This is a genomic window from Prochlorococcus sp. MIT 1318, assembly GCF_047304505.1.
GTDB classification, from domain to species: Bacteria; Cyanobacteriota; Cyanobacteriia; order PCC-6307; family Cyanobiaceae; genus Prochlorococcus; species Prochlorococcus marinus_D.
Map to the genome: position 1 here is coordinate 2,050,391 of NZ_CP138958.1, position 16,902 is coordinate 2,067,292.

Sequence of the window (16,902 nt, forward strand, 5' to 3'; positions counted from 1 at the left end):
AAGACCACAGTTGCTTGACTGAAAAGAAAAAAAGAAGAAAATGAAGGGGCAAGAGAATTATAGAAATTTTGCTCTTAAGCTAATGAAAGACGAAAACCCATGGCTTGACATTAAGGAAGTAGAGGCCTGGCTTGGCACTACCCAAGTTTTTAAAAACCTCTCCTTAAAATTGAAGCAAGGAGAAAACACGGCAATCCTAGGGCCAAATGGATCTGGTAAAACAGCACTGGTAAAATTAATTACTCGAAATATATATCCCATCGTAAAGAAGGGCTCTACGCTAAAAATCTTCAGTAATCAAACAATTAAATTAAATCAGCTTCGTTCACGTATAGGGGTTGTTTCCACTGACCTGGAGGTACGAACACCAAATTATATTAGTGCGAAGGATGTTGTGTTATCTGGACTTTATGGCTCAATAGGAATTAACCGTAACCATAGCCCGAACAAAAAAGAGATCAAAAAAGTACAGAACCTTATTTCAGAGCTTGGACTTGGAGACATTGATGCAAGATCATTCGGTGAATTATCAGATGGAGAAAGGAGGCGACTATTAATCGCAAGGGCAATGATAAATGAACCAGAAATTTTAATATTAGATGAACCCACAAATGGACTGGATCTAAAAGCACGACACCAGTTACTAAAATACATTCGTATGTTATGTAAAGGCAAAACCACGATCATTCTAATAACAAATCGTGTAGAAGATATAGTAAAAGAAATCGAACGAATCATATTCCTAAAGAAAGGAGCAATCATTCGCGATGGAGCAACTAACGATCTACTACAATCAGAACCACTAGGAAAACTCTATGAAACACCACTTGAAATTATCTTTGCTAATGGATATTATCAAGTCATTCCAGGGTAGTTACAAACAATATGTATAGTCAGAAAAGTGTATTCATAGCATTAAGCTATTGTTAGCACAATAGGAAAGCAGTATCGTTAGATTTTAAATAACCAATAAGGTCTCTTCTGACTAATCAGTATAGTATTTAAAAAAATCAAGCCATGATTAATATAATCAATAAACTTAGGATAAAGATTATTAGGATTGTCTGCCAGCGTAATCGAAATGCTGAACTTAATGGTGTGCTTCTTGATAGATGAATTTGTCTGCTTCTAGTCTTTGACCCCAATGGAGTTCCACAGGTCATACAAACCAAACGACCGGCAAGCGAACGGTCGGCCCTAAACATAAAGCCACCACAAGAACTACAGGATTTAGAGCTCATGAAGTCTGTGGAGTGAGAACAAGAACATATCTAAAGTTGAGAGGGACTTAACAATAGGAAGGAAATTATAATTTTAGTATAGCGAGATACGCAAAAGTCATCGCTACAACATACAAATGAACGTTGCCTAAAAAGAAGTATTAACAAAAGCGCCAAAATCCACAAATACGTTTGACAAGAATATTTTAATGAATAAAAAGAAACGTAGACTCATTTGGATAAATAAAATTATAGATAGAATATACAATAGGTAGAGACTCTGACGATAACCTGAATATTTTTGGCCAAAGAGAAACTTTAAAGAATAGACTAATCTTGATATTCTAAGTAAAAAGCAACTGGTGAGTTATTGCATATTAATAATGCATGTCATATCAAATGATCACCCTGGATTCATTTGGTGATTGATAATAAGCAAACAATGCAATTCATTATAGTGATAAATATCTAGATACCAATTAAGAGTGCAGACGGTCGGATTAATGCAATTTAGTTAATAACAGACACGCTGAAGTGTAGGATTAGATGCAATCAATTAGGTTGACATACCTGTGGAACTGAGAGTTGTAAGCTCAAGTATTTTTGGATAAGTGATCCGTTTAAATAAAACAAAGGACAAATATATCGAAAGTGATAATTTGTATATAAAGATAAAAGGTACAAAAACTATCTAGGTATAAAAAGCATTAGTGGATTTCTATTGAGTCCAATCGTTTACGAAAATCTCCCTTTGGCATGCCTCCTTTAAGTTCACCATGAATAGTGAATTCACCCTCTGGATCACTAACTAGCAAATAAGTAGGCCAACCCATGCCAACTTTATTTGGGTATTGGGCAAGCAACAACCGCCGGTAACGACGATAAGTATCTGTATCCTGAAGCATAACATTGACAAAGCCATAGCCAAGTTCCTTACTGACGGCTTCATCGTAATGACTCATGCGGTGACAGGTGCCACAATCCTCTGAGCTGAACTTAAAAACAGTGATTGTTCCCATGGAGGTAGTGTGATCATGTCAATGTACCTAATATATTAGCATGTCATATATATTCTAAACCGAAAGCTGAAAAGGAGTATTTTTTAGCGATAGATTAAAACCTAATGAGTGAAAGTCAAGTGTTGCTAGTTCATTGATATGGTGATCATAATTTTTTAGAATAAATAAATTCTATTACTCAATCTAATTCATGAATACAAGCTATGCGTACAAATAGCTCATTTGAATACCAATGCAATTGGTCACAAGGAAATATTTACGAGGCCAATTAAAACTCTAATGCTCGACTAAAGCAAACTATAGTAATAGTAAGAATTTTAGGCTAAAAACTTGCTTAATTTCTTTGGGGGGGCGGGTAAATTATCTGTAGATTTGTTCTATAGACTAATTTAAATCTTTGTTTTATGATAATAATACGAAAATGCTAATTCCCTAATAAGAAATGAGTGTGCACTCAAACATATCACTTGAAGAGTACTGTAGGCCCTTCATTGCATCTGCTAAACAATGGCCAAGCCTTCCACTAGCAAATCAACCAGGAATAGAATGGTGGCAAAAATGGCTAAAAGATACAGCTTGCGAAGGATATTTCGAGAGTTTGCGTTACTATCTACCACAGCTATGGATTAATCCTCATAATGGAGCGAGTAAATCCGAGAGATACAAACAATTAGTACTACGAGGTAAAGCAATGAATAATGATGAAAATGATAACATTCTGAAGCTTAAGGATCTACAAGGTTTTTCAGTTCGATTAGTCGACCACCCCTGCGGAACATACCCTGTAATAGAGATAAATGATCAGGATGATTTTTTGAATGTGGTACGTTGCTTAGCATACCGCTGTGAACAAACACATATCCAATCTTCTGTTCATGCCCAAGCTGTTGCTGGTTTAATTCACTGGGGGTTAATCCAAAATATAAATATTAAGGAACGATGTCAGTTGATTATCTTACATCGCTCTCCATATAGCTCACTGCCTATAAGTGTTATCCCAGGGAAACCGACAACAAAAGCATGGCTTGAAATCTCTCAACATTGGCGACTTGAACATGAGCTAACCCATCTCGCCACCCAACAATTAGCTGGCGAAATGAGATTAAACCTATTTGATGAACTAGTAGCAGATGCCCTAGGCATGCTTAGGGCGCTAAATGTGTTTTCTGCCGACTTGTTTAGACAAGGGCTAGGGCTAAATAATGATGCTTCAACAACCACAACTGGACGAGTTCATACATATCTAAAAGGATTGAATGAGAATGCTAGTAAATTAGCTTGTCAGTATGTACTGAAACGTGCACATGAATTAGAGCAATTATTAGAAGCTGGAATAATACCAGATGAGCGAATGGCTCTACTAAACTATCTGACAAAACAGAAGCTTGATCAACCATTCACGGCCAATAAGAACCCGTAAAAACAAGTCGAGCTTGAAACAGATTTATAAATTATCTTTGACACAAAAGAAGACTCTATTGTATAAATTGTTTACAAAAATATTTGTCACTGGCGTATGTATTGAGCCAAATTAAACTAAACAGTTAGCAACAAGGTAAAACTATGTAAGCAGAAATTGAACTATATATTACCTGGCCAGGATTAAACAGGCCTGGTAGCAATAGTAAAAAAAGGAGGGGAGAGGCAAATCAAAGAAAGTTAGCCATCAATATCAATACTAACAAAAGAAATTTAAATGCAATACAAGGTAGACTATTATTGCTTAAATTCTAGCATGTTCTTACAAAAAATGATAGTGGTTTAATTGTAATTCACTCATTTCATTGACAATAACTTTTATTTGCTTAGGCAACGGCTTCCATTTGATCACTAGCTTGCTCCCGTTCCCAAAGGCTGCGGTATGGTCCCTGGACAGCAAGTAAGTCAGTGTGATGGCCTTGTTGGACCAGCCGTCCTTGTTCGATCACAAGAATTCGATCGCAGGCAGCGGCCGCAGAAAGCTGATGGCTAATCATCAGGATTGTCTGATTCTGTTGGGCACGAATCGAACTCAGGATTGACGCAGCTGTTTTGTTGTCCACACTGGCTAGAGCGTCATCAAGAACCACAACAGGAGCCTCCACTAGAAGTGCTCTGCCAAGAGCAGTTCGTTGACGCTGCCCGCCACTGAGAGTGATGCCTCTTTCGCCTACAAGCGTTTCCAATCCATCCGGGAAGCCCCTGATGTCATCCATCAGTCGGGCCTGCCTCGCAGATGTTTCAACTCGCTCCATAGAGGCCTGAGGATCGCCGTAACGAAGGTTGTCGGCGAGGCTGCTGGTGAAGAGATAGCCCTCTTGCGGAACAAGTGCCACATTGCTGCGCAGATCCTCGAGCAGCAAATCATTGACATCATGGTTGTCAATGAAAAGTTGCCCCCTTGGAACTTCCACCATCCTTCCTAGAGCTCTTGCCAGGGTCGTTTTCCCACATCCCACTGGCCCCACCACGGCGACGAGTTCACCTGGATTGATCACAAAGCTCAGTCCCGAAAGCGAGTCGGTCTTACTTTTGTCGTAACGAATCCGCAGTTCACGTGCTTCGATTCGACCTTTGAGCGGGGTCTCCAGGCTTAATGGTGTGGTTGAGTTGCGAATCATCGGGATACGCTGCAGAAGCTCTTCCACACGCTCCAAGCTCACCTGTCCGGTCTGGAACGTGTTGAGGGTGAAACCAAGTAGTGCAGTAGGAAAAACTAAGCGCTCTACAAAAAGGATCAAGGCCACCAATCCGCCGATGCTGAGGGTGCCTTCTTCCAGTTGACCGCTGCCAAGTGCCAAAAGTAGGAGCAGTGAAACCGAGGAGATTCCACCCAGCAAGGGGAAGAGGGTGCTGCGAGTTCGTGCCAGGCGAATAGCACTATCTTTATAGGTGTTGTTTCGCTCAGCAAAGGCATCCTGTTCAGGTTGCTCCTGGCCATAGATCTTGATGGCACTTATGCCTGAGAGATCCTCCTGGATCAGTTCGCTGAGACTTGATAGAGCTTCCTGCTGGCGTTTTTGTTGCCGCATCATTCGCCCCCCAAACAGGCGCACAGTGCCAAGCATTACTGGATAGAGAGAGATCGCGGCCAGGGTTAAGCCTGGGTCGATGGCCAGCATCGCGGGAAGAGTGAAGCAGTAAGCCAACACAGTGTTGGTAAGGCTAAGAATCGCGAAGCCAAGTAGACGACGAATGTTTTCAACATCGCTGGTTGCGCGGCTGATGACTTCACCACTACCGGTCTCCTGCACCCAGCCTGGTTCCTGCCTAAGCATGTGGTCAAAGATGCGCTGGCGCAGGTCCACCTCCACTTGGCGACCGACACCGAAAACCAGTTGCCTAGACACCAAACGCACGATGCCCATGATGCTGGCGAGAATCACAATCCAGCTGGCCTGACGCATCACGTCAGTGATGGCAAAGCCTTCTTGGAGATCATCAATGATGCGCCTCACCTCTAGGGGGATGATGACGCTGACAATGTTCACCACCACGAGGGCCATTGCACCCATCAGCACAGTGCGGCGATGGGGCTTTAGATAACGACCAATGAGATCGAGGCGAAATGCTGCCATGCAGGTATCGCTACATGGTTCAACCTATGCAGCCAGTTTGATGAGCGAGCCTAGAGGGATTCTTGAAACATTGCGATCACAGATCCTTAGCTAATCAGTATTAGAACCATCCAATCCAGGTGAATGCTGGCGATTAAGTAACGTTGCTGCTCACTAACGAACGAGCTCCGGATGTCAATCTGGTCTCTATGCCCTGATTGTTGATTCGATTCATCGTCCTTCAGGGGTGCAAGATTTTTAGTGTGAGGGTCTCAAGATCCTTAAGTTTTTGGGATTGAATGACGCAACGCTAAATGCCTGAGACCTTTGGCCTTGGCGCTAGTTGCAGCAATCAGAAAGTCGTTCCTATCCAGCTTCAATAGCGCCGTTTGAATGGATCAGAGGTCTTTCTTGCTGTTCTCTTGTAGAAATTCTCGCCAGTAGCAAAGTTTTAGGGGATAGTGGTGTTGTCCCCATCACCCAGCCCGGAGTGCTTTGCACCCGGGTTTTTTTCTGCTCCGATGCCTACTTCAGCTACTGCCTCTTCCTCTTGGTCGCAAATCCTCGAGATGTTGCTCGAGGGACAAAACCTTCCGGAGGTGGAAGCAACTGCCTTGATGGAGGCTTGGTTGGCGGAACAACTAACCCCTGTGCAGACCGGTGCGTTTCTAGCGGCTTTGCGAGCCAAGGGGGTAACAGGAAATGAGTTATCAGGCATGGCCCAGGTGTTGCGAGGTGCTTGTCCCTTGCCGTGCCCATTGCCAGACATCCCTATGGTCGACACTTGTGGAACAGGTGGCGACGGTGCAGACACCTTCAACATCTCAACCGCAGTGGCGTTTACTGCTGCCGCCTGCGGGGCGAATGTGGCTAAGCATGGCAATCGCAGTGCAAGTGGCAAAGTCGGTTCAGCAGATGTTCTTGAGGGCCTGGGTCTACAGCTCAAGGCCCCTCTTGTCTCCGTGGTGGAGGCCCTGGTTGAGGTAGGCGTCACATTTTTATTTGCCCCAGCCTGGCACCCCGCTTTGGTCAACTTGGCCCCGTTGCGGCGCAGCCTTGGAGTGCGCACCGTCTTCAATCTTCTGGGTCCACTGGTGAATCCTTTGCAACCAAATGCCCAGGTTCTCGGGGTAGCTAAGGCTGAGCTGCTCAATCCAATGGCGGAAGCATTGCAACGGCTTGGCTTGCAGCGGGCCGTTGTTGTCCATGGCGCTGGAGGCCTTGATGAAGCGTCGTTGGAGGGAGCCAATGCAATGCGTTTGCTTGAGAATGGTCACTTGCGACAAGCATCGATCGATTCGGCAGAACTCGGGCTTACTAGAGCTCCTTTGCAGGCTCTCCAGGGTGGTGATTTGGCAACAAATCAAGCGATTCTTTCCGCTGTACTTCAGGGAGGTGGCACCGCCCCTCAACGGGATGTAGTGGCATTGAACACAGCACTAGTGCTCTGGGCTGCTGGCCTACAAGATGATTTACGAGCAGGTGTTTCTACTGCAAAGACTTGCCTGCAGGAAGGCCTCCCCTGGCAAAGGTTAGAAGGGCTCCGCATGGCACTTGATCATCAAATTGGAGAATGAGACTGCGATGACTTCGGGATCCTTCTGCTGATGATTGCTTCATCGCGAAATTCGGCGCTCTTGATGCTTGCTGATGGCACGGTGCTTGAGGGGGAGGCCTTTGGTCATCGCGGTGACGCGATGGGCGAGGTGGTTTTCAACACCGGCATGACGGGCTACCAGGAAGTCCTTACGGATCCCAGTTACTCCGGTCAGTTGGTCACATTCACCTATCCAGAGTTGGGCAACACAGGCGTAAATCTTGATGATCAAGAATCATCCCGGCCTCATGCAAAGGGTGTCATCGCCCGTCAACTCTCCCCAACGCCGAGCAGTTGGCGTTGCCAACAGTCGCTGCAGACTTGGCTGGAGGAGAAAAGAGTTGTTGGTATCTCAGGTGTTGATACCAGGGCGCTTGTGAGACATCTGCGCGAGGTCGGAGCGATGAATGGGGTCATAAGCAGCAATGGTTCCACCCCTAAGCAGCTGATGGAACTGTTGCAGCAGGCTCCATCGATGGAGGGATTAAACCTTGCAGATCAGGTCTCAACGAAAGATCCATACCGCTGGAGATCAACTTGTGCTGTGGGCTTTGATCAAAGGTTGAAGCAACAAATTGATTCGCCCTATCGCGTTGTCGCGATTGATTTCGGTATCAAGCGGGCCATACTCGACCGTTTGGTCGCTCACGGTTGTGAGGTCACCGTCCTGCCGGCCAGTTCAGATTTAGCCACCGTGTTGAGTTCACAACCCGAGGGCGTTTTTCTATCTAATGGACCTGGTGACCCTGCTGCCGTGACTGGTGGTATTGCCCTGGTTAAAGATCTTCTCAATAAGGTTGATATCCCCCTGTTTGGCATTTGCCTGGGTCATCAGATTATTGGGCTTGCCATGGGTGGCCGTACTTTCAAATTGGCCTATGGCCATCGCGGGCTCAACCATCCCTGCGGCACAACGGGGCAGGTGGAGATCACCAGTCAAAACCATGGATTCGCACTTGACGCCTCGTCTCTGTCACAGGTCAACGTGGTTGTGACCCATCTCAATCTCAATGACCGCACTGTTGCCGCGATAGCGCATCGGGATCGACCTGTTTTTGGTGTGCAATACCACCCGGAGGCGAGTCCTGGTCCTCATGATGCAGACCACCACTTCGCTCACTTTGTTGAGCTGATGGCAGATCGTCGCTGAAGCGTGGTGCGGATCACTCAGTATCACTACACTTCGTGCCATTGCGTCCCGGGGGACTGGTCCCATCACAGAATTGCAGCGACTGACCGTTTCTCTAAGAGGGGGTTTTGAACGTCGGCAGGGTTGTCTGGTGTTCCAGTTCACTGGCCAGCTAGACGCTTATTCCGAGAAGCAGTTCATCACCTACGTAGAGGATGTGCTCTTGGCCAATGCTGCTCCTTTGGTTATTGACCTGAACAAGATTGACTTTCTTGACTCTTCTGGCTTAGGGGCTTTGGTTCAAACTGCAAAGAAGTGCACCGATGCCAAACGGTCATTTGCCCTTGTGGGCAATGCAAGGGTCGTCCAAACTGTAAAACTTGTGCGGCTTGAGGATTTTCTCCACCTGGCAGTTGATCTGCGTACGGCTTTAAATCAGTTGAAGGCTTGAACAATTGGATTCGTAGTCAGTCAGCGATTGGCGGTGCTAATGAACTGGGACCGTTGCAGTTGGCTTGGCTTGGTGATGCTGTTTGGGAATTGCATCAGCGTCTGCGTCATTGTTACCAACCTGGCAGATCTGAAGATCTACACCGAGCTGTTGTTGACGAGGTTAAGGCCGCTGCTCAGGCAGAAGCTCTGCTTCGCTTAGATCCGCATCTTTCAGATCATGAGAAGGATTTGGTACGGCGAGGTCGTAACAAATCCGGACGAGGACCACGCCGTGGAGATGCAGCGACCTACGGCAAGGCCACAGGGTTTGAGACAATGGTTGGCTGGCTCTTTTTGCAGAATCCGGCGCGGCTTGCGCAGCTCTTGGATCAACTGGAGGAGACCGAACACGACTTGCTATAGCTTCTTCTCTTCTTATGAGCTCCCGCTTTGATCGCCGTTCAGGCAACCCCCCTCGTGGTGGTCGTCCTAGAGGAGGTCGTCCTGGTGGGATCCGACGGGATGGCGATGGGGTTTCTGGTCGATCTGCTTACGGAAGCCGCTCTTCCGGCAGCCGCCCATCGGGTGGTCGTTCCTCTGGATCGCGAGGGGTGTATCGCTCCAGGCCTGATGGAGAAGCTGGTGATAGCCCTTCAAAAGTCTTCAATGGTGAAGACTCTGGGCAGGGCCGTTTTAACCGTGATCGTTCTCGCTCTGAGCAGGGGCGTTTTAGCCGGGATCGGCCTCGCTCTGAACAAGGGCGTGCAAGTGAAACTGACAGAAAAGAGGCTCGTCGATTTCGTGATGAGAGACCATCACGACGTCGCAGCGATGAACGGCTAGGGCGACGTCCCTCCTTGGGAGAACGTTCACGTCCTGCAAACAGGCAGTTGCCTTCAAAAAGATTCGATCCATCTACTTCGGATCGCGTTCCAGAGGCAGAAACATTTGGACCTGCTGCTGCCGATGATTTGCTTTGGGGACGTCATGCCAGCCAAGCTGCTCTGGAAGCTGGGCGCCCGATTCATCGCATCTGGTGCACATCAGATTTACGAAGCGCACCAAGGTTTTTGCAATTGCTTCGTGAGGCCAAGTCTTCAGGAGTACTGGTGGAAGAAGTTACCTGGGCTCGTCTCGGTCAACTCACAGGTGGTGCTGTGCATCAAGGAATTGTTCTACAGACTGCTGCCGCGGAGACCCTTGATTTGCAAAGTCTGATCGAGGGATGTGCGGGTCTTGGGGAATCGCCCCTTTTACTTGCCCTCGATGGCCTAACGGATCCCCACAATCTTGGCGCCATTATTCGATCTGCAGAGGCTCTTGGCGCCCATGGAGTTGTTCTCCCACAACGACGAAGTGCTGGTCTCACTGGTTCGGTGGCCAAGGTTGCAGCAGGCGCTTTGGAGCATCTACCAGTAGCGCGTGTCGTGAATCTCAATCGCTCTTTAGAAGCACTGAAGCAGGCGGGATATCGAGTTATTGGCCTGGCGGAGGAAGGGGACATCACCCTTCCAGATGTCGATCTAGACGGACCTTTAGTGATCGTAACGGGATCAGAGAAGCAGGGGATCTCTCTCCTAACTCGTCGCCATTGCGATCAGCTTGTACGCGTTCCATTGCGGGGGGTTACTCCCAGTCTGAATGCCTCTGTTGCTACTGCGATGTGTTTATACGAGGTTGCCCGTCGTGGCTGGATGAAGGGGGTTCATGGCCAAACTCCATCCCCCAGGATCGTGCGGCCTCAATGCCCTTTGCCGGTCATCTCTTGCGACTCCATTTCCGTGGAGTCAGAACCCATTGCCAAGACCAATCATTCGCCAATCCATCAGCCAGATGAGATTGAGCGGTTTGGGGAGGCTTTGCCGTCCAGCCTGGCTAACCAGCAACTTTGTTCCAAAGATGATGAACCACCGATGGATCGCAAAATAGGGGATTTGCAGGCAGAAAGAACTTCGATTGAGGATGAGGATTTGCTGACCAGTCAGGATTGCAATTTTGACGTTCGTGAGGATCAATCACCTGATGAAGAGAGTGTTCAGCGTTGATCCAAAAATTCCTTCGCAGCCGACAGCGGAACACCAATTGGAACATGACGAGGCAAAATAATGCTCATCCGCAAACCTCAATCATGGGCTCATTGATTAGGCCCCTGCGTAGCCTCGTCAATGGCTTTGGTTTGGCTTGGTGGGCCAGGGTTGAAACCCGTGAACCAAATGTCACCTATTGGTTCGGCCCTTTTTTGACCCGAAAGAGTCTTGAGGTCAAGATATCGACCTTCGTTGCGGATCTCTCTTTTGAGGGACCTGCGTCTGTGAATCACACCCTCGTGCGTTGTCGTCGCGTTGAGCCGCTGACGATCGCAGTCGAAGGCTGGTCAGACGACTGATAGCGTCGCTGCTGCACAGCACAGCACCGCAAGCCGATGGCGATCGCTGAATGGCGTCAGCAACTAAAGCTCGGCGAGGTTTCCGCCAGGGAACTCACAGATCACCAACTTGCTCGTATCGCAGTGGTGGATCCCACTCTGCACGCTTTTCTGGATATCACAGCAGCTCGAGCTCGTGCCGATGCCGATCGCATCGATGAGGCCTTGGCTGCGGGTGAGTCTCTGCCACCTCTGGCTGGTGTGCCTTTGGCAATTAAGGACAACCTCTGCACGAAAGGAATACGCACCACCTGTTCCAGTCGAATGCTGGAAACCTTTGTGCCGCCCTATGAATCCACCGTCACTGAGCGCCTCTGGCAGGCCGGTGCTGTGCTTCTCGGGAAAACAAATCTCGATGAGTTCGCCATGGGTAGCTCGACCGAGACATCTGCGTTTGGGGCTACATCCAATCCCTGGGATATCAGCCGTGTGCCGGGTGGTAGTTCTGGTGGCAGTGCAGCAGCTGTTGCGGCAGGTGAATGCATGGCTGCCTTGGGTTCGGATACTGGGGGCTCAATCCGTCAGCCCGCTTCATTTTGTGGAGTCGTAGGCCTTAAACCCACCTATGGCCGTGTCAGTCGTTGGGGTTTGGTGGCTTTTGCCAGTTCTCTTGACCAGGTTGGACCATTCACGACCAACGTGGCCGATGCTGCTGAGCTTTTACAAGTGATCGCAGGATCTGATCCTCGTGACTCCACTTGTCTCAATGTTGCTGTTCCCGATTATTGCTCTGCCCTTTCGCAACCAATGTCTGGGGTACGCATCGGCTTGATTCGTGAGTGCTTTGACCAAAACGGCTTGGATGCGCAAGTGAAGAGAACAGTTTTGACAGCTGCAGAGAAGCTGCAATCCTTGGGAGCGGAACTGGTTGAGGTGAGTTGCCCACGCTTTAGCGATGGCATCGCCACCTATTACGTGATTGCCCCATCGGAGGCTTCGGCCAACTTGGCGCGTTACGACGGGGTGAAGTACGGCTACCGAGCTGAAGGAGCTGATGCTCTAGCCGCGATGACAGCCCGAAGTCGCGCAGAGGGTTTTGGTAGCGAGGTGCAGCGACGCATCCTGATCGGCACCTATGCCCTGTCGGCTGGTTACATGGATGCTTACTACAAGAAAGCCCAGCAGGTCCGCACATTGATCCGTCAAGATTTTGATGCGGCCTTCCAAACGGTCGATGTGCTGCTGACACCCACATCACCTACCACTGCATTCCAAGTCGGTGCCCACGCTGATGATCCACTTGCCATGTACCTGGCTGACCTGCTGACGATCCCAGCCAACCTGGCTGGCTTACCTGCCATCAGTCTTCCCTGTGGATTCGATGACGATGGCCTTCCGATAGGGGTGCAGTTGATTGCAAATGTGCTGGAGGAGTCACGCCTCCTACAAGTGGCTTTTCACTATGAGCAAGCAGCAAACGTGATGGCAAATCAGCCGCAGGGAAACTTCATTCCCTAAACGATCTATTGCACTAGATGCAGCGTTTGGCTACTTGAACAACCCTGCATCTTGCGCCTCCTCCTAGGCTGGGGGCATGGCATTCGTTCCTCTTCACAACCACAGCGACTACAGCCTTCTGGACGGAGCTACACAGCTCCCCCAGATGGTGAAGCGAGCCAAGGAGCTAGGCATGCCCGCTCTGGCACTCACCGACCACGGTGTGATGTATGGCGCCATTGAACTGCTGAAGCTTTGCAAGAACGCTGAGATCAAGCCGATCATCGGCAATGAGATGTATGTGATCAACGGGTCTATTGAGGATCCGCAACCGAAGAAGGAGCGTCGTTATCACCTGGTGGTGCTTGCTAAGAACGCTGTTGGCTATCGCAATCTTGTGAAACTCACCAGCATTAGCCATCTGCGCGGCATGCGCGGCCGAGGCATCTTTGCAAGGCCATGCATTGATAAAGAACTGCTGAAGGCCTATAGCGAGGGGTTAATTGTTGCCACCGCTTGTCTTGGTGGGGAGATTCCTCAAGCCATCTTGCGCGGTCGCATTGATGTAGCAAGGGATGTGGCCCGTTGGTACCAGGAGGTCTTTGGCAAAGACTTCTATCTCGAAGTTCAGGATCACGGCTCCCCGGAAGACCGAATCGTCAATGTGGAGATTGTGAGCATCGCCAAAGAGCTAGGGATTGAGCTGATTGCTACCAATGACGCCCATTACCTCAGCAAGAACGATGTGGAGGCCCATGATGCCCTGCTTTGTGTGCTGACAGGCAAGTTGATCAGTGATGAGAAGCGTCTGCGCTACACAGGCACTGAATACATCAAGTCTGAACAGGAGATGGGACGGCTATTCGCCGATCATCTCGAACCTGATGTGCTGCAAGAGGCTATTGCCAACACAGCAGCCGTTGCCGAAAAGGTTGAGGAATACTCAATCCTCGGTAGTTATCAGATGCCTCGTTTCCCGATTCCTGAAGGACATACCGCCGTGAGTTATCTACACGAGGTCTCTGAGCAGGGGCTACGGCAAAGGTTGAAACTGGCAACGGCAGATCCAATTGATGACCATTACGGCGAAAGGCTCACCTATGAGCTGGGTGTGATGGAACAGATGGGCTTCCCCACCTATTTCCTTGTGGTATGGGATTACATCCGCTTTGCACGTGAACAGGGCATTCCAGTAGGACCAGGGAGGGGGTCAGCAGCTGGCTCACTCGTGGCATATGCCCTTGGTATTACCAACATTGACCCTGTTCAAAACGGATTGTTATTTGAGCGATTCCTAAATCCTGAGCGTAAGTCGATGCCTGATATTGACACTGATTTCTGTATTGAACGTCGTGGTGAGGTGATCGACTATGTCACACGTCGTTACGGCGAAGACAAGGTTGCTCAAATTATCACTTTTAACCGAATGACCTCCAAGGCCGTCTTGAAGGATGTAGCCCGGGTGCTTGATATTCCCTATGGAGATGCCGATCGACTTGCCAAGCTTATTCCCGTAGTAAGGGGAAAGCCTGCAAAACTAGCTGCGATGATCGGCAGCGATTCGCCGAATGCTGAATTCCGTGAGAAGTATCAGAACGATCCTGTCGTTACAAAATGGGTCGATATGGCGATGCGCATTGAAGGTACAAATAAAACCTTTGGCGTTCATGCCGCTGGAGTCGTCATTGCTGCTGAGCCCCTAGATGATCTTGTACCGCTTCAGCGTAATAACGATGGACAGATAATTACTCAATACTTCATGGAGGATGTGGAGTCGATGGGGTTGTTGAAGATGGATTTTCTTGGGCTCAAGAATCTCACCATGATTGACAAAACACTTGAGCTTGTTGAAGTCAGCAATGGAGAGAGAATTGATCCTGATCAATTGCCACCAGAGGATCCTGAAACTTTTGCCTTACTTGCGAGAGGAGATCTTGAGGGCATCTTTCAACTTGAATCGAGTGGGATGAGACAGATTGTGCGTGACCTTCGCCCCTCATCTCTTGAAGATATCTCCTCAATTTTAGCTTTGTACAGACCAGGTCCTTTGGATGCCGGATTGATTCCAAAATTCATCAATCGGAAACATGGTCGAGAGGCAATTGATTTTGCTCATGCTGCCCTTGAACCAATCCTTAAGGAGACTTACGGGATCATGGTTTATCAGGAGCAGATCATGAAGATTGCCCAGGATCTAGCTGGCTATTCTCTGGGCGAAGCTGACTTGCTACGGCGTGCAATGGGCAAGAAAAAGGTTTCAGAGATGCAGAAACATCGCAGTATTTTTGTTGAAGGTGCAAGTCGAAGTGGTGTTGATCAGAAGATCGCCGATGAGCTTTTCGACCAAATGGTTTTGTTCGCCGAATATTGCTTCAACAAGAGTCACTCAACTGCTTATGGAGCTGTTACTTATCAAACTGCCTATTTAAAGGCACATTATCCAGTTGCCTATATGGCGTCATTACTGACAGTCAATGCTGGCGCTAGTGACAAGGTGCAGCGCTATATCTCAAATTGCAATGCGATGGGGATTGAAGTGATGCCGCCAGATGTGAATGCTTCAGGGATTGATTTCACCCCTGCTGGTGATCGCATCTTGTTTGGTCTTTCTGCTGTGAGAAATCTTGGCGATGGTGCAATCAGACAGCTAATTGCCAATCGCGATGGTGATGGCCCCTTTGTCTCCCTTGCCGATCTCTGTGATCGTCTGCCCTCCAATGTTCTGAATCGTCGCGGGCTGGAATCTCTTATTCATTGCGGAGCCCTAGATGCTATAGACCCTGAATCGAACCGGGCCCAGTTAATTGCCGACTTGGAGCTTCTGATCCACTGGGCTGCTTCTCGTGCCCGTGATCGACTAAGTGGTCAGGGCAACCTATTTGATCTTGTAGCTGGAGCAGCAGACGAGCAAACGTCTGATGAGCTGAGCACTGCACCCAAGGCAGCACCGGTTCCCGACTACCCACCGACTGAAAAGCTGAGACTTGAAAAAGAGTTGGTTGGTTTCTACCTTTCTGATCACCCTCTCAAGCAGCTCACTGCTCCAGCTCAATTGCTGGCGCCCATAGGTCTTGCCAGCCTTGAGGATCAGCCTGACAAGGCGAAGGTCAGTGTGATCACGATGCTGACGGAGATGCGCCAAGTCACAACCCGCAAGGGCGATCGCATGGCAGTTCTCAAGATTGAGGATCTCACCGGTGGTTGCGAAGCTGTGGTGTTCCCCAAGAGCTATGCCCGCCTATCAGATCACCTCATGTTGGAAGCGCGACTGCTCATCTGGGCCTCTGTTGATCGTCGCGACGACCGTATCCAATTGATCATTGATGATTGCCGCGCCATCGATGACCTACGACTGCTGTTGGTGGAGTTGATGCCTGATGAAGCCTGTGACATCACTGTGCAGCACAAGCTTCGTGAATGTCTCCATCAGCATCGCCCAGCCAAGGATGAATTTGGCGTGCGGGTACCCGTGGTGGCAGCGGTTCGCCAGGGTCCCCAGGTGCGTTACGTATGCCTAGGTCATCAATTCTGCGTTCGAGACGCTTCTGCTGCACTCAGTTCCCTTCAACAGCAGGCATTCAAAGCTCGATGCAGCGACCGACTATTTGTCTGATGTTTGTCCGGATTCCTTTGGCTTGGTCTCTGATTTTGAGCCAGGTTGATTAGCTTTGCTTGAATCGCGCATTCTTCCTATGTTGCGACCAATGTGTTCCAATCCAAGCAGGCTGCCTGGGGCATCTTCCCAGCTGGCAGATAGAACCCCATAACTCAGTCCTATCAAGCCAACGAGGAAGCAGGCTCCTGAAGTGATCAGCGTTATGAATGGTGAGATATCAGCAATGCCACGGCTCACAATCAGATAACTAACTACAAAAACACCCATCCCTGCAGCAGTAGGCAGACCCGAGGCAAAGATCACGCGCCGCAGCATGCGATTTGCCACCGGCTTTGGAATGGCCTGCTGACTGCTGGAAGTCGCTTTTGCTTTCTTGATCTTTGGCAATTTGGATCTCTTTTGGGGCAGGATTTTGTTAGCCGTTCCGCTCTTTTCTGGGCCGAAAGGCATAGCTTTGCTTCGTTCAGCCATCTGCTTAAGAATTAGAGGGA

13 protein-coding genes are annotated in these 16,902 nt (G+C 48.8%); 10 read left to right on the top strand and 3 right to left on the bottom strand.

Annotated elements, in window-relative coordinates; all coding sequences use genetic code 11:
• Nucleotides 1-82: 82 nt before the first annotated feature.
• On the top strand, nt 83-874 hold the full coding sequence (locus SIB66_RS10355) for an ABC transporter ATP-binding protein (protein ID WP_063421744.1): 792 nt from the start codon (nt 83-85) through the stop codon (nt 872-874).
• Between the two features lie 1,053 nt (nt 875-1,927).
• On the opposite strand, the gene SIB66_RS10360 is transcribed toward SIB66_RS10355, so the two are convergent.
• Nucleotides 1,928-2,239 (bottom strand): thioredoxin family protein, encoded by a 312-nt coding sequence (locus SIB66_RS10360; protein ID WP_236070321.1) that lies wholly within the window; start codon nt 2,237-2,239, stop codon nt 1,928-1,930.
• A gap of 442 nt (nt 2,240-2,681) precedes the next feature.
• Here SIB66_RS10360 and SIB66_RS10365 point away from each other — a divergent pair, with 442 nt between their 5' ends.
• A complete protein-coding gene (locus SIB66_RS10365) occupies nt 2,682-3,659 on the top strand; it encodes a DUF7005 family protein (protein ID WP_063421685.1) in 978 nt (325 codons plus the stop codon).
• 385 nt (nt 3,660-4,044) lie between these two features.
• Here the strand turns inward: SIB66_RS10365 and SIB66_RS10370 are convergent, their stop codons facing one another.
• Nucleotides 4,045-5,796, bottom strand: coding sequence for an ABC transporter ATP-binding protein (locus SIB66_RS10370; protein WP_063406785.1), 1,752 nt, complete (start codon nt 5,794-5,796; stop codon nt 4,045-4,047).
• Between the two features lie 500 nt (nt 5,797-6,296).
• On the opposite strand from SIB66_RS10370, the gene trpD reads away from it, so the two are divergent.
• The 8 genes from trpD to SIB66_RS10410 all read left to right on the top strand — a co-directional run bounded on the left by trpD (nt 6,297) and on the right by SIB66_RS10410 (nt 16,408).
• Entirely contained in the window at nt 6,297-7,352 is a 1,056-nt protein-coding gene (gene trpD / locus SIB66_RS10375; RefSeq protein WP_063403933.1) for an anthranilate phosphoribosyltransferase, read from the top strand.
• 30 nt (nt 7,353-7,382) lie between these two features.
• A complete protein-coding gene (gene carA / locus SIB66_RS10380; protein ID WP_063421687.1) occupies nt 7,383-8,522 on the top strand; it encodes a glutamine-hydrolyzing carbamoyl-phosphate synthase small subunit in 1,140 nt (379 codons plus the stop codon).
• Between the two features lie 73 nt (nt 8,523-8,595).
• The gene (locus tag SIB66_RS10385) at nt 8,596-8,952 is read left to right on the top strand and encodes an STAS domain-containing protein (RefSeq protein ID WP_081215514.1); all 357 of its coding nucleotides are present in this window, start codon (nt 8,596-8,598) and stop codon (nt 8,950-8,952) included.
• Nucleotides 8,949-9,356, top strand: coding sequence for a Mini-ribonuclease 3 (locus SIB66_RS10390; protein ID WP_063406779.1), 408 nt, complete (start codon nt 8,949-8,951; stop codon nt 9,354-9,356). The genes SIB66_RS10385 and SIB66_RS10390 overlap by 4 nt, the downstream gene beginning before the upstream one ends.
• 14 nt (nt 9,357-9,370) lie before the next feature.
• Nucleotides 9,371-10,978: a 23S rRNA (guanosine(2251)-2'-O)-methyltransferase RlmB gene (gene rlmB / locus SIB66_RS10395; protein WP_063421689.1), complete on the top strand. Its 1,608-nt coding sequence runs from the start codon at nt 9,371-9,373 to the stop codon at nt 10,976-10,978.
• An 83-nt stretch (nt 10,979-11,061) separates the two neighbouring features.
• Nucleotides 11,062-11,319, top strand: coding sequence for a DUF1816 domain-containing protein (locus SIB66_RS10400; RefSeq protein ID WP_063407057.1), 258 nt, complete (start codon nt 11,062-11,064; stop codon nt 11,317-11,319).
• A 36-nt stretch (nt 11,320-11,355) separates the two neighbouring features.
• On the top strand, nt 11,356-12,816 hold the full coding sequence (gene gatA, locus SIB66_RS10405; protein ID WP_063406776.1) for an Asp-tRNA(Asn)/Glu-tRNA(Gln) amidotransferase subunit GatA: 1,461 nt from the start codon (nt 11,356-11,358) through the stop codon (nt 12,814-12,816).
• A 76-nt stretch (nt 12,817-12,892) separates the two neighbouring features.
• Nucleotides 12,893-16,408, top strand: coding sequence for a DNA polymerase III subunit alpha (locus tag SIB66_RS10410; protein WP_063406774.1), 3,516 nt, complete (start codon nt 12,893-12,895; stop codon nt 16,406-16,408).
• Here SIB66_RS10410 and SIB66_RS10415 read toward each other — a convergent pair.
• Nucleotides 16,397-16,882, bottom strand: coding sequence for a PAM68 family protein (locus SIB66_RS10415; RefSeq protein ID WP_063406772.1), 486 nt, complete (start codon nt 16,880-16,882; stop codon nt 16,397-16,399). The genes SIB66_RS10410 and SIB66_RS10415 overlap by 12 nt on opposite strands.
• Nucleotides 16,883-16,902 lie beyond the last annotated feature (20 nt).

What these genes read in the sequence shown, in the direction of transcription:
- SIB66_RS10355 (WP_063421744.1), top strand. Translation starts at nt 83, where the DNA reads ATGAAAGACGAAAACCCATGGCTTGACATTAAGGAAGTAGAGGCCTGG.
- SIB66_RS10360 (WP_236070321.1), bottom strand. Translation starts at nt 2,239, where the DNA reads ATGGGAACAATCACTGTTTTTAAGTTCAGCTCAGAGGATTGTGGCACC.
- SIB66_RS10365 (WP_063421685.1), top strand. Translation starts at nt 2,682, where the DNA reads ATGAGTGTGCACTCAAACATATCACTTGAAGAGTACTGTAGGCCCTTC.
- SIB66_RS10370 (WP_063406785.1), bottom strand. Translation starts at nt 5,796, where the DNA reads ATGGCAGCATTTCGCCTCGATCTCATTGGTCGTTATCTAAAGCCCCAT.
- trpD (WP_063403933.1), top strand. Translation starts at nt 6,297, where the DNA reads ATGCCTACTTCAGCTACTGCCTCTTCCTCTTGGTCGCAAATCCTCGAG.
- carA (WP_063421687.1), top strand. Translation starts at nt 7,383, where the DNA reads ATGATTGCTTCATCGCGAAATTCGGCGCTCTTGATGCTTGCTGATGGC.
- rlmB (WP_063421689.1), top strand. Translation starts at nt 9,371, where the DNA reads ATGAGCTCCCGCTTTGATCGCCGTTCAGGCAACCCCCCTCGTGGTGGT.
- SIB66_RS10400 (WP_063407057.1), top strand. Translation starts at nt 11,062, where the DNA reads ATGGGCTCATTGATTAGGCCCCTGCGTAGCCTCGTCAATGGCTTTGGT.
- gatA (WP_063406776.1), top strand. Translation starts at nt 11,356, where the DNA reads ATGGCGATCGCTGAATGGCGTCAGCAACTAAAGCTCGGCGAGGTTTCC.
- SIB66_RS10410 (WP_063406774.1), top strand. Translation starts at nt 12,893, where the DNA reads ATGGCATTCGTTCCTCTTCACAACCACAGCGACTACAGCCTTCTGGAC.
- SIB66_RS10415 (WP_063406772.1), bottom strand. Translation starts at nt 16,882, where the DNA reads ATGGCTGAACGAAGCAAAGCTATGCCTTTCGGCCCAGAAAAGAGCGGA.